The organism is Novosphingobium sp. YAF33, from assembly GCF_052113265.1.
Taxonomy (GTDB): Bacteria; Pseudomonadota; Alphaproteobacteria; order Sphingomonadales; family Sphingomonadaceae; genus Novosphingobium.
In genome coordinates this window covers 173,415-185,205 of the sequence record NZ_JBFRCW010000006.1, presented here as the reverse complement: position 1 = coordinate 185,205, position 11,791 = coordinate 173,415, and the positions used below count along the sequence as shown (strand labels likewise).

9 protein-coding genes and 1 riboswitch are annotated in these 11,791 nt (G+C 66.1%); of the genes, 6 read left to right on the top strand and 3 right to left on the bottom strand.

Going from position 1 to position 11,791, the window contains the following annotated elements; all coding sequences use genetic code 11:
* Positions 1–164: 164 nt before the first annotated feature.
* The 3 genes from AB4Z00_RS13655 to AB4Z00_RS13645 form a co-directional block, all read right to left on the bottom strand.
* Entirely contained in the window at positions 165–755 is a 591-nt protein-coding gene (locus tag AB4Z00_RS13655; RefSeq protein WP_243654110.1) for a TMEM165/GDT1 family protein, read from the bottom strand.
* Between the two features lie 36 nt (positions 756–791).
* Positions 792–975, bottom strand: a riboswitch (yybP-ykoY riboswitch).
* 154 nt (positions 976–1,129) lie between these two features.
* Positions 1,130–3,838: a TonB-dependent receptor domain-containing protein gene (locus AB4Z00_RS13650; RefSeq protein WP_442046316.1), complete on the bottom strand. Its 2,709-nt coding sequence runs from the start codon at positions 3,836–3,838 to the stop codon at positions 1,130–1,132.
* A gap of 98 nt (positions 3,839–3,936) precedes the next feature.
* Positions 3,937–5,532 carry a hypothetical protein gene (locus AB4Z00_RS13645; RefSeq protein ID WP_134095274.1) on the bottom strand — a complete coding sequence of 532 codons (1,596 nt, stop codon included), beginning with the start codon at positions 5,530–5,532 and terminating at the stop codon, positions 3,937–3,939.
* Positions 5,533–5,829: 297 nt separating this feature from the next.
* Here AB4Z00_RS13645 and AB4Z00_RS13640 point away from each other — a divergent pair, with 297 nt between their 5' ends.
* From AB4Z00_RS13640 to AB4Z00_RS13615, 6 genes are all read left to right on the top strand, one after another.
* A complete protein-coding gene (locus AB4Z00_RS13640; protein ID WP_132263969.1) occupies positions 5,830–6,204 on the top strand; it encodes a hypothetical protein in 375 nt (124 codons plus the stop codon).
* 252 nt (positions 6,205–6,456) lie between these two features.
* Complete coding sequence (locus tag AB4Z00_RS13635) at positions 6,457–6,810, top strand: TrbC/VirB2 family protein (RefSeq protein ID WP_132263967.1); 354 nt, start codon at positions 6,457–6,459, stop codon at positions 6,808–6,810.
* Positions 6,811–6,838: 28 nt separating this feature from the next.
* Positions 6,839–7,120 (top strand): type IV secretion system protein VirB3, encoded by a 282-nt coding sequence (locus tag AB4Z00_RS13630; protein WP_021233609.1) that lies wholly within the window; start codon positions 6,839–6,841, stop codon positions 7,118–7,120.
* A gap of 31 nt (positions 7,121–7,151) precedes the next feature.
* Positions 7,152–9,581: a VirB4 family type IV secretion/conjugal transfer ATPase gene (locus tag AB4Z00_RS13625; RefSeq protein WP_132263965.1), complete on the top strand. Its 2,430-nt coding sequence runs from the start codon at positions 7,152–7,154 to the stop codon at positions 9,579–9,581.
* A 5-nt stretch (positions 9,582–9,586) separates the two neighbouring features.
* Complete coding sequence (locus AB4Z00_RS13620) at positions 9,587–10,927, top strand: type IV secretion system protein (protein ID WP_314464656.1); 1,341 nt, start codon at positions 9,587–9,589, stop codon at positions 10,925–10,927.
* A complete protein-coding gene (locus AB4Z00_RS13615) occupies positions 10,924–11,790 on the top strand; it encodes a TrbG/VirB9 family P-type conjugative transfer protein (RefSeq protein ID WP_314464654.1) in 867 nt (288 codons plus the stop codon). The genes AB4Z00_RS13620 and AB4Z00_RS13615 overlap by 4 nt, the downstream gene beginning before the upstream one ends.
* Position 11,791: the final 1 nt, after the last annotated feature.

The following is an 11,791-nucleotide window of genomic DNA, read 5'->3' as shown; positions in this document are numbered from 1 at the left end:
TTTCCGGGTGCCGGTGTCGCCGTCCATCTTTCGACAATGCCACAATGGTCGCGTTGATCCAGCCGTGTTATTCCGTGGCTGCGTACGAGGTGTTGGGTCCTGCGCGTTCCGGACCCGCGCATGGGGACACAAAGCACTGTCCTCCATGCGCGGCTCCCGTCAGGTCAGCCCAGCAGGCCTGCGGTCTGGGCGAGCAGCCAGAGGCCGATTACCAGGAACAGCAGCGCGGCGATCGTGCGGACCACGTTCAGGGGCACGCGCTTGATGATCTCGTTGCCCAGGAACACCGCCGGCACGTTGGCCAGCATCATGCCGATGGTGGTGCCGGCCATGACCGGAAGCACGCTCTGGAAGCGGGCGCCGAGGGCGATCGTGGCGAGCTGGGTCTTGTCGCCCATCTCGACCAGGAAGAAGGCGATCGCGGTGGCCACGAAGGGGCCGAAGCGGCTGGGCTTGGGCTCGTCGTCTTCGTCGAACTTGTCGGGGATCAGGGTCCAGCCGGCCATCACGATGAAGCTGACGGCGACGAGATAGCGGAACCACTGGCCGTCGAGGAAGGCCGAGGCCTGCTCGCCCACAAGAGCGGCAAGGAAGTGGTTGGCGAGTGTCGCCACGAAGATCCCGCCGACGATGGGCCAGGGACGCTTGAAGCGGGTGGCGAGGACGATGGCGAGGAGCTGGGTCTTGTCGCCGATTTCGGCAAGCGCCACCACCGCCGTGGAGGTGAGCAGGGCCGACGAGAACAGGATTGGCAAGTTGAATTCTCCGGGCCGGGCGACAGACAAGACAATAGCGCGGCAGAACCCGCCCGGCCGGACGGAGCTGCAACGCCATTGGTCTCGCCCGAGCGGTTTCCCGCGCTCCTGTGCGCCATGGTCTCTCGACCAAGTGTGTTGACGACAGGTCCTGCTGATCTTGCCGGGAACAGTCCCGAGGCAAGGGGGCGCAAGCGGCTACTCCCCAGATGACCCGGCGCCCTTAGCGCGTGCGGCCGCCGCTGGCAAAGAAAAAACGGCCGGTGACAAAGCGGCTGCGAAACGGGCGGTCGGCGAAAAAAAGGCCGGCCGCATTGCTGCGACCGGCCCTTGAGTTGCCGTCGGGAGGGCAGGAAGCCTCCCTGGTGAGTGGGTTAGAACTTCGCCGAAGCCGAGAGCGAGAAGGTGCGGCCGACGTCGTAAGTGTTGTAGTCGACGCGGCCATCGACCATCTGCTGGTATTCCTGATGGCTCCGTCCGGTCAGGTTGCGGCCTTCGAACTTCAGTTCCAGTTCCTTGCCGGCGACCACGAAGCCCTGGCGAACCACCAGGTCGATCGTCAGGCCGGGATACTCGAACAGGTCGGGCTGGCCGGAGTTCGCAAGACCGCGGCTGACCGCGCGCTTGCTGGCGTAGTTGAACAGGATCGTCTGCTGCGACAGGTTGGCCGTGTCCTCCAAGCCGATCTGCACGTTGGCGATGTGCTCCGACTGGCCCGTGAGCGGCGCGCCGTCGCGGAAGTAGTCGGTGGCCAGCGAGGTGCCCGTGCCGGCGCCGTAGATGCGCACGGTGTCGCCGTCCTGCACCTTCAGCTTCGACTTGGTGAAGGTGTAGTTGCCGAGCAGCAGCAGGCGGCGGGTTTCGAAGAACTTGCCCATGTTTTCCAGGGGCACGTACTTCTGCACTTCGAATTCGGCGCCGTAGAGGTCTGCCTTCGGCGCGTTCGCATAGGACGTGACGAAGGTTTCGGTGCCGGTCAGGAACGATTCGATCGGGTTGTCGATCCGCTTGAAGAAGGCGCCGAGGGCCACGCGCTGGTCACGATCGAAGTACCACTCGTAGCGGGCTTCGGCGTTGTAGAGCTGGCTGTCGATCAGGAACGGGTTGCCCTGATAGGTGCGGTTGGTGTCCGGATCGAAGTAGGGTTGATAGAGCAGCTCGCGGAACTGCGGGCGCGCGATCGTCTTCGAACCGTTCAGGCGAACCTGCATGCCGGGCTCGATCTCGTAAGTGAGGGTGAGCGCAGGCAGGAAGTATTCGTTCTTGAGGTCGGTCGCCTTGGTCGCCGGCTGGCCGATCGGGCGCAGGATCGTCGATTCCTTGGCATATTCCCAGCGCACGCCGAGATCGAAGGAAAGCGCGTCGGTCAGGCTGCCGTCGAGCTTGCCGTAGAAGGCGTGGTTGAGCAGGCGCGAGTCGAACTGGGCCGTGCTGGCATCCGGTTCGCGCAGTTCGAGGCCGTAGTTGACGCCGTTGTCCTGCAGGTACCAGGTACCCGGCTGGAGCAGCACGTCGAGACGCAGCAGGCCGAAGTTCGAGATCTGCGTCTGGTCGCCATTCGCGTAGATCGAGAACGAGCGGCGCGTGTTGGTGCGGGTGTTGATCTGGTAGGCATAGCCCACCGTACCCGTCCAGCCCGGCGAGAACTGATGCGAAACGTCGGCACCGGCCGACCAGACATCCTCGTTCAGGCGCGAGAAGGTGATCGTGGTCGGGTCCTGGTTGCCGTTGCCGAGACGGTTGACGAAGTCGTTGCCGTAATCGTCGGTCGCGGTGTTGGTGCGCAGGTACTCGGCGTTGATTTCGAAGGGCGCGAGGCGCTTCGAGTTCGCGTAACCGGCGCGCAGGTCGATCTCGGTGTTGTCGGCGGGGTGGAATTCACCGACGAACTGGGTGTCGATCAGCTGGCGTTCGTACCAGGCCGTCGTCTGCTCCATGTAATCGGCATTCGGGTTGTTCTCCCGCTTGCCGAGACGGAGGCTGGCGTGCTTGTCGGTGTCGTGGATGTAGACGTTGGTCCAGCGGACCGAGTTCTCGCCCCATTCGAGACCGAGGCCGAGCAGGCCGTTGGCGACCACGCGGTTGTCGGTGTTCACCGCCTGGAAGTTTTCGAACAGCTGGTTCGGGTCGGCGGTCAGGCCCTGGGCGCGCTGCTGCGTGATCGCCTTGGTCTGGGTCTTGTTGGAATATCCGCCCGCGGCGATCACGCCGAGCGTGAATTCACCGAGTTCCCACTTGGTGCCTGCCGAGACATCCACCGAGAAGTTCGGCTGGACGTGGTCGTCGCGCTGAACGACGGCGTTGCGGCCGTTGACCAGAAGACCGCCAAGTTGCTGGGCCAGGTCCGAAGTCGGGTTGATGACCGTGTCGCTGTTGAAATAGTCCTTCAGCGCCGAAGGCACCGAGCGGTTGCCGTTGTCCCAGCCCGTCCAGTCGGTCTTGCTGCCGTAGTAGGTGTAGCCCATCTGGTTGGTGGTTTCGGTATCCCAACCGATGCCGCCGCCGATGGTGAGGAAGCTTTCCGTCGGGATCGCCTTGGTCGTCAGGTTGATGACGCCGCCGCCGAATTCACCCGGGAAGTTCGCCGAATAGCTCTTCTGCACGAGCGAAGAGGCGACGATGCTGGTGGGGAACAGGTCGAGCGGAACCACGCGCTTGAGCGGTTCGGGGCTGGGCAGCGGCGAGCCGTTGAGCAGGGCCAGCGAGTAACGGTCGCCAAGGCCGCGCACGTAGACGTAGCCGTTGCCGACCACCGAAAGGCCGGTGACGCGGCCCAGGGCGCCGGCGATGTCGCCTTCGCCGGTGCGCGCGATTTCCTCGCTCGACAGGATCGAGATGACCTGGGGGGTTGTCCGCATGATGTTGCGGTTGCGCTGGCCGGTGACGACGATCGCGCCGCCGGGCAGCGAAACGTCCGGGGCTTCCGCTTCGTCGGCCGGCTGCGCGACGTCGTTCGTCGGCGTGGACGGTGCCGCGGAGCCCTGATCGGTAGTAGGCGAAGTGCTGTCCTGCGCCCACGCCATCGCCGGCGTGAGAATCGTCGTGGAGAGCAGCAGCAGCGATGCGAGCCGCGGCTTGGTCATGGTTGGTCCCCCTGGAACACGGATTTCGTTACGAAGCATCGGATGTGACAAAGGGGGCGGCCGCTAAGGACCGCCCCCCGGTGTCACGGGCGGTCCGCTCAGGTCGTCGGCAGCGCGGTGCAGGCTGCGTTCGAACCGAAGTTCGCGGTCGCGTTGTCGCAGGTCCAGCCCTTGTACCAGGTGTCGCTGGCACCCGAGACGGCGCCGATGTAGGTCACCTTGTCGAAGAAGCTCGACAGGGTGGTCACGTCGTAGGCCGCAACGCCGCTTTCGTTGGCGCCGTTGATGAAGGTGCTGGTCAGCGTCGAGGTATAGGCGTCGCTGTTGTTGTTGGTGCCGGTGGCGAACTGGGTCTGGGTGTTGGCAGCCGTGTAGGTGCCCGAACCCAGGTACTTGGTCGCGTTGCAGCTCATGACCACCGAGAAGGCCTTGAGCGTGGCAGGAACGGTGCCCGAGCCGTTGAGGCGAAGGCATTCGTTGGCCGGCGAAACGATGATGCCGTTGGCCAGCGTCACGTCGGCGTTGCCGCGGATGAGCAGCGAGGCCAGGTCGTTGGCTTCGTTGTTCGAGCTGGCGGCAGGCTGGACCATCGTGAAGTTCGCGATGTTGGTGACCTGACGCGGCGTATCGGTTTCGGCACCGTTCGAGTCGGCTTCGACCAGGGCGTCGCCGCCGCCGCTGCGCTGCAGCAGCATGACGTACTGGAAGTTGCCCTGGAGACCGGTGTCGATGTCGAGGCTGTCATCGTCGGCGTTGACCGAGATGTAGTGCTTGAAGTTCACGGCGCCGCCGAAGAATTCAGCGCCGTCGTCCGAGCTGTTGACCGACTGGAAGTAGTCCAGGGTCGTGCCGGTGCCGGTGCCTTCGGTGGTGAGCGACTGCAGTTCCTTGCCGTTGCTCAGGATGTAGCCCGAGTAGCGGATCTGCACGTACTTCATGGTGCCGGCGTTGTAGGTGTTGTCGGCGCCGCCGAAGACGGCCTTGTTGACCGCACCTTCGGTGTCGCGCTCGCACGTGCCGGCAGCGGTCGAACCGTAGTTGCAGTCCGTGACCTTGCCGCGGCCGAGCAGCACGACGCCGCCCCACTGGCCCATCGAGCTGTCGTTGTTGGTGCCGACGACGTTTTCGCGGCTGGTGAAGATGATCGGCTTCGCGGCAGTGCCGGTCGCGTTGATCTTGTTGCCGCGGTTGACGGCGAGCCAGGCGGCTTCGGCGCCGTTTTCACCGTAGATGATCACGCCCGGATCGATCGTCAGCGTGACGTTGGTGTCGGCCGAGAGGACGCGGCCGTTGCAGCTGGCGGTGGTGGTGGTGAACGTCGCGGCCGAGGTCGGCGCGGCGAAACCGCCATCGCAACCTACGTCCACGCGGCCGGCGATGCGATAGAGAACGCCGGCAACCTTGGGGAGGCTGGCGTTGACGTCGACGAGCGCGGGCAGCGTGCAGACGCGCCACGAGCCTTCAGGACCGGAAACGGTGCCGCTGTCGGTCAGGCCGCCGGTGGCGTTGAAGGTCGGGCAGCTGGCTGCCGCGACGACCGTGCCCGAGGTCGGGGCGGGGGTCGGAGCGGGAGTCGGCGTCGGATTGTTGATGACGATGCTGCCGGCACCCGGCGAGGAGATGTCGTCGGCGCCGCAGCCGGCGAGAGCGAGAGCACTGCAACCGATCAGCAGCGCGCCATGAATGGTCTTCACGTGAATTCCCCCGTTTGTCAGGTCGAGCCGAGGCGGCGAGTCCGCCTTCGCTGAGCGCGGGGTCTAGGAGGGGGGAGTGACAGTTTGTTGGCGCTAACGTGACACTAATCTGCAGTTATGCGACGGTGATGTGACAATTGACCGGTATTACCTCGGAAGAGGTAGGGGCGACTCGCGTTTTTACCCGGATTCACACGTCGATTGCAGTTTTATGACAGTTGCGTCATTTTCTTGTGAGACACGGTTTTTGCGCGGATGTTGCATTTCATCAACAGATCGAAAAACCGGGAGATTGCCATGTCCTTCACTGCCCTCGCCGCCACTCTCCTGCTCAGCCAGGCCGCCGTTTCGGCCGCACCCGCAACGCCGCTGAACGACAGGATCGACGTGGCCTACACCGAATTGTCGAGCGGACAGGCCGGGGCCGCCGTCAGCAAGCTGGAAGCCTCCGGAGCCACGAAGTCCGAAGATCCGGCAACGCTGATCAACCTGGGGTCGGCCTATGCCGCCAATGGCCAGACCGAAAAGGCGCTGGCGACTTATCGCGCCGCCGTCGCCAGTTCCGATCGCTACGACCTGCAACTGGCGGACGGATCGTGGGTCGATTCGCGCGCCGCTGCCCGTCTTGCGTTGAATAACCTGCTGCGTACGACGGCCCGCGCATCGCGCTGAACGCCGTTTGTACGATCAAGTCTCTGTAATGCGGGGAGGGATCGTTCCCTCCCCGATGAATCAAGCGGCGCTGGCCTTTCGGGACGCACCTGAATTATAAGACGCCCACACAAAAAAGGGTGTGGTGGGTTGCGGCGCCCCTTCTGAGTTGACCTGAATTTCTGTGACGCGTGCAACAGGACTGCCAGATTGGCCGTCTCGTCGTCACATTGCTGTCATCCAGATGGAGCACTGCGCCCTCATACGGAGGGCATGGTGATTCGGTACGCACAGCTTCAAACCCGCAAGGTACGGGGATATTTCTCGATTTTCGCGACCTTGGTTGCCGCGTCGCTGGGCTTCGCGCCCATGGCGGCGCAGGCCCAGCAGGTGACGCGTGCCGATCCGGCCGGATCCGGCCCGATCGTGGCCGCGCTCGGATGGCTGCAGGGCACGCTGCTCGGCAATGTCGCCACGGCCGTGGCCGTCATGGCGGTGGCCGCAGTGGGCTTCATGATGCTGACCGGCCGCATGAACTGGCGCTTCGGCGCCACCGTCATCATTGGTTGCTTCGTGCTCTTCGGCGCCGGCGCGATCGTGACGGGCATCCAGTCGGCCGCCGGCTGATGCCGGCCCCCGGGTCCAGGAGCTGCTCATGAGCCTCGCACGCTATCCCGTGCACCGCGCGCTCACGCGCCCGCAGATGTTTGCGGGGGTGACGTACAGCTTCTTCATCATCAATGCCGCGGTGACGACGGAGATCTTCCTCATCACCAAGAGCTTCTGGGCGCTGCCTGCAGCGCTCGCGATCCACGGCGCCGGATACCTCGCATGTCTTCGCGAACCCCGGGTGTTCGACTTGTGGATCGCCAAGGTCAGCAAATGCCCCCGCGTGCCGAACTGGCAGCGATGGGGCTGCAACAGCTACGCGCCCTGATCGAATAACAAGGGACGCGGGGGAAATGACGATGGCGAAGAACAGGAAATCGGTCCTCAAGAGTGCGCTCGGGGGTTGGGGCGCCAAGGAAACGCTGGTCGGCGACCGGCTGCCCTATCAGGCACTGGTGGACGAAAACGTCGTGCTGCTGCGCGACGGTTCGGTGATGCTCTCGCTGATGGTGCCGGGCTTCGCTTTCGAAACCGCCGACAGCGAGGAACTCAACGCCCACGTCGCCACCCGCGAAGTGCTGCTGCGTTCCGCGCTCGATGCGCGCTTCGTGCTCTATCATCACGTCATCCGCCGCCGCGTCGAGATCGCGATGGAGGGCCAGTTCGAGGACTCGCTCGCCGCACATATCGATGCTCGCTGGCGTGCGCGCACCGGATCGGGCGCGCTCTTCGTCAACGACCAGTTCGTCACCCTGGTGCGCCGCCCGGCGCGCGGCAAGGCGGGCTGGCCCGACAAGCTTTCGCGCATGCTCCGCAACAAGGGCAATGCCCCGGCCGAGGCCGATCCCGCCGACGTGCGCGCGCTTCGCGCCGCCGCTTCGGCCATGGTCGCGTCGCTGGGCGCTTATGGCGCGCGCCTCCTGGGCGACTACGAGGGCCAGGCGGGCCAGTGCTCGGAAGTGCTGGAACTGCTTTCGGCGCTCTATAACGGCGAGATGCGCCCGGTGCGCCGTCCGGTGGACGGCACCGACATCGGCCATATGCTGCCTTATCGCCGCATCAACTTCGGCATGGACGCGCTCGAACTGCGCGGCGCCGCCAGCGCTTCGTTCGGCTCGCTCGTCAGCCTCAAGGACTATCCCGACAGCACGGCGCCGGGCCTGACGGACGCGCTGCTGCGCCTGCCCTGCGAACTGGTGCTGACCGAGACGTATGCGCCTTCGGACCGCCAGATCGCCCGCGAACGCATCGACCTTGCCATCCGCCGCCTACGCTCGGCCGACGAGGAAGCGATGGCGGAACGCCGCGAGATGTCTTCCGCGCGCGATTCGCTCGGCACCGGCGCGGTCGGTTTCGGGGACCATCATCTTTCGGTTCTCGTGCGCGCCGATTCGCTCGACGCCCTCGATGAAGTGACGGCGCTCTGCGCGGCCTCGCTTGCCGATGCCGGTGCGGTCGCCGTGCGCGAAGACGTCAACATGGAACCGGCGTTCTGGGGCCAGCTCCCCGGCAACGAGGCCTTCATCGTCCGCCGCGCGCTGATTTCCAGCGCCAACATGGCCTGCTTCGGTTCGCTTCACGGCTTCGCGATGGGCCAGGCGAGCGGCAACCACTGGGGCGATGCAGTGACCCTGCTGGCAACGACCAGCTCGACGCCGTTCTTCTTCAATTTCCACCAGGGCGACCTCGGCAACTTCACCGTCATCGGTCCGTCGGGTTCCGGTAAGACCGTGGTCATGAACTTCCTTGCCGCCCAGGCGCAGAAGTTCAATCCGCGCACCGTGCTGTTCGACAAGGACCGCGGCGCCGAAGTGTTCCTGCGCGGCATCGGCGGCACCTACAGCCGCGTCGCTGCCGGACATCCGACCGGCTTCAACCCGCTCTCCCTGCCGGACACCGCCGCCAACCGCGCCTTCCTGCGCGACTGGCTGGGTGTGCTGCTCGATGCCAAGGGGCCTGAGGAACTGGCAACGGTCGCGGGCGCAGTGGATGCCGCCTATCATAACGACCCGTCGCTGCGCCGCCTCTCGCACTTCCGCGAGCTGCTGGCGGGCGCGCGCCGCCCCGAACCCGGCGATCTCGCATCGCGGCTCGATGCCTGGATCCAGGGCGGCGAGCATGGCTGGCTGTTCGACAACCAGTACGACAAGCTCGACCTTTCGGCCCGCGTGCTGGGGTTCGACATGACCGCGCTGCTCGAAAGCCCGCGCCTGCGCACGCCGGTCATGATGTACTTGTTCCACCGCATCGACGAGCGCCTGGACGGCGAGCCGACGATGATCCTGATCGACGAGGGCTGGAAGGCGCTTGACGACGAGGTCTTCGCTGCCCGCATCCGCGACTGGCTCAAGACGCTGCGCAAGCGCAACGCCCTGGTGGGCTTCGCCACCCAGTCGGCCCGCGACGCGCTGGACAGCAAGATCGCCACGGCCCTGGTCGAACAGACCGCGACGATGGTGTTCATGCCCAACGCCCGCGCCCGCTATGAGGATTACTGCGAGGGCTTCGGCCTTTCGCAGCACGAACTGGACGTCATCAAGACGCTGCCCGCGCAGTCGCGCTGTTTCCTGATCCGTCAGTCGGACGCGTCGGTCGTGGTGCGCCTCGACCTTTCGGGCATGCCCGAGGTGCTCACCGTGCTTTCGGGCCGCGAGAGCACCGTGCGCAAGCTCGACCAGCTGCGCGAGCGCTACGGCGATGACCCGGCAGCCTGGTATCCGGTGCTGACCGGCTTCCAGTGGCCCGGTGAAAGCGATGACGACGCCGCCTGGATCGAGGCGGCGGAGTAAGGGCGATGAGCACCGCCTGCGAACAGCTTACGGAAGTCGCCAGCGGCGGTGTCGCCCCGGCGCTCCGCGCGGTCGACTGCGTGGCCAACGAGATGGCTTCGGCCGCCTTCGGCCGCCTGTTCGGCGCCGAAGGGGCCATGGCCCCGGTGCTGACCATCCTGCTCACGCTCTACATAGCCTTCTTCGCGATCTCGTTGCTGACGGGCCGTTCCAGCCTCGGCATTTCGGCGCTTACGCCGCGCATGCTGACGCTGGGCCTCGTCCTCACGTTCGCGACGAGCTGGATCGCCTATCAGGGCGTTGTCTGGAACCTTGCGGTGGGCGGGCCGGACTGGATCGCCTCGCTGCTGATGGGTGCCAAGGGTTCGGCAACCCAGCTTTTCGGAGACCGCATCGACGTGGTCTTCAACGCCATTGCCGAGGCTTCGCAGAACGCGGGGCAGGGCAGTGGCGGCGGTGAAGTGGCGCAGGGCGCGGCCCAGGGCGCTGCGCAGACGGCCGGTGCGGCCAAGTCGGTTGCCGCCAGCGGCGGCGCGGCGGGTCTGTTTTCGCCCGACAGCGTGATGTGGATGGGCGCGCTCATGCTGCTGCTCGGCACTGTCGGCGTCCTGCTGACGGCGCGCATCGCCCTTGCCATTTTGCTGGCGCTCGGCCCGATCTTCGTGGTCATGGCGCTGTTCGGCGGCACGCGGGGCCTTACCGCCGGCTGGCTGCGCGGCGTCGTGCTGACGGCGACCACCCCGCTTTTCGTCGTGCTTGGCGGCGGGATCACGCTGGAACTGCTGGTGCCGATCGTCTCGGCGCTGGTGCAGGGCGCGCAGCTCGGCCAGATCGACGGACGCGCCGCCATGGCGCTCTTCGTGGTGGCGGCGGTGCATCTGGCGCTGATGGGCATGGTTCTTAAAGTTGCGGGAACGCTGGTGTCCGGCTGGCAGGTCTTTGGCCTCGCCAATGCCGAGCGCGGGCGCGGCGGACGCGGCGCCGCGGCGCCGGCCGCTTCGGCCCCGGCTTCCGGCGGGCAGGTCCAGCCTTTCGTCAACACCGCCACCCAGTCGCGCACCGCGGCGGTTTCGGCCGCCAGTGCGGCCGCCATGGCGCCCGTTCCCGGTCACGATCAGGCTGGCGGCGCGTCTTCGGGCGACCGGCGCACCGTCATCACCCAGGTCTCGGGCGGCGGGATCGAACCGCTGGGCGCGAGTCAGGCCTCGCGCACACGCGGCATCGGCAGCCGCTTCCGCGCATCCAACGACACCGCGGCAATTCATAACGGCCAAAGTCAAAACGGGCCCGGAAAAGGCGCGTCCGGCAATACGGGCCGCGCTCCGGCCAAGGAGAAGTTCACATGATTCGGCTTCAGGCCCCGGCCCGCGCCTATGCCCGTGCCTACGCTTGCGCCCTGGCCGCGACCGCCGTCCCGGCGCTTGCACTTCTGGCCGCGCCCGCGCAGGCGGATGAGCGACTGGTGCAGCACGCCTATTCCGACAACGAAGTCGTGCGGATCGATGGCCGCACCGGCGTCCAGGCGACCATCGCCTTCGGCAAGAACGAAGCGATCGAGAACGTGGCGGTCGGCGATTCGCAGACCTGGCAGATCACGCCCAACAAGCGCGCCGATCTGCTGTTCGTGAAGCCGCTCGACGCCAGTGGCCGCACGAACATGACGGTGGTGACCAACCGCCATACCTATTTCTTCGACCTCGTCGCCTCGCCCAAGGCGCGCCCGCTCTACATGCTGCGCTTCACGTACAAGGACGAGCCGGCAGAGACCGTGCCCGGTGCCCCCGGTGCCGCGCGGACGGCTGCGCTCGACCCTGCCGAACAGGCGCTGGCGGCGGGCGATCCGGCGGCCACGCCGGTCGACGCCTCGGCCCTGAACTTTGCATGGAAGCGCGCCGGCATCGCCAAGCTGCAACCCGCGCGCGTCTATGACGACGGGATCTCCACCTACCTGCTCTGGCCGGACAACACAGCCGTGCCCGCCATTCTCGTGCAGAACGAGAAGGGCGACGAAGGCCCGGTGAACTACGCGGTGCGCGGCCAGACGATCGTGCTGGGCGAAGTGCCCAAGCTCATCATCCTGCGCTCCGGCAAGGCCAGCGCCACGCTGGAAAACCAGCGGCCCGACGCGCCTGCCCCCGCCGGCTCGGGTGCGAGCGCCGCGGCTCCGGTGGCGACTGCCGCAAACCTCGCTTCATCGAACGGGAACTGAC

Excerpts from the sequence above, each read along its gene's own strand:
- AB4Z00_RS13620 (WP_314464656.1), top strand. The coding sequence starts at position 9,587 with ATGAGCACCGCCTGCGAACAGCTTACGGAAGTCGCCAGCGGCGGTGTC.
- AB4Z00_RS13650 (WP_442046316.1), bottom strand. The coding sequence starts at position 3,838 with ATGACCAAGCCGCGGCTCGCATCGCTGCTGCTGCTCTCCACGACGATT.
- AB4Z00_RS13615 (WP_314464654.1), top strand. The coding sequence starts at position 10,924 with ATGATTCGGCTTCAGGCCCCGGCCCGCGCCTATGCCCGTGCCTACGCT.
- AB4Z00_RS13630 (WP_021233609.1), top strand. The coding sequence starts at position 6,839 with ATGAGCCTCGCACGCTATCCCGTGCACCGCGCGCTCACGCGCCCGCAG.
- AB4Z00_RS13640 (WP_132263969.1), top strand. The coding sequence starts at position 5,830 with ATGTCCTTCACTGCCCTCGCCGCCACTCTCCTGCTCAGCCAGGCCGCC.
- AB4Z00_RS13625 (WP_132263965.1), top strand. The coding sequence starts at position 7,152 with ATGGCGAAGAACAGGAAATCGGTCCTCAAGAGTGCGCTCGGGGGTTGG.
- AB4Z00_RS13635 (WP_132263967.1), top strand. The coding sequence starts at position 6,457 with ATGGTGATTCGGTACGCACAGCTTCAAACCCGCAAGGTACGGGGATAT.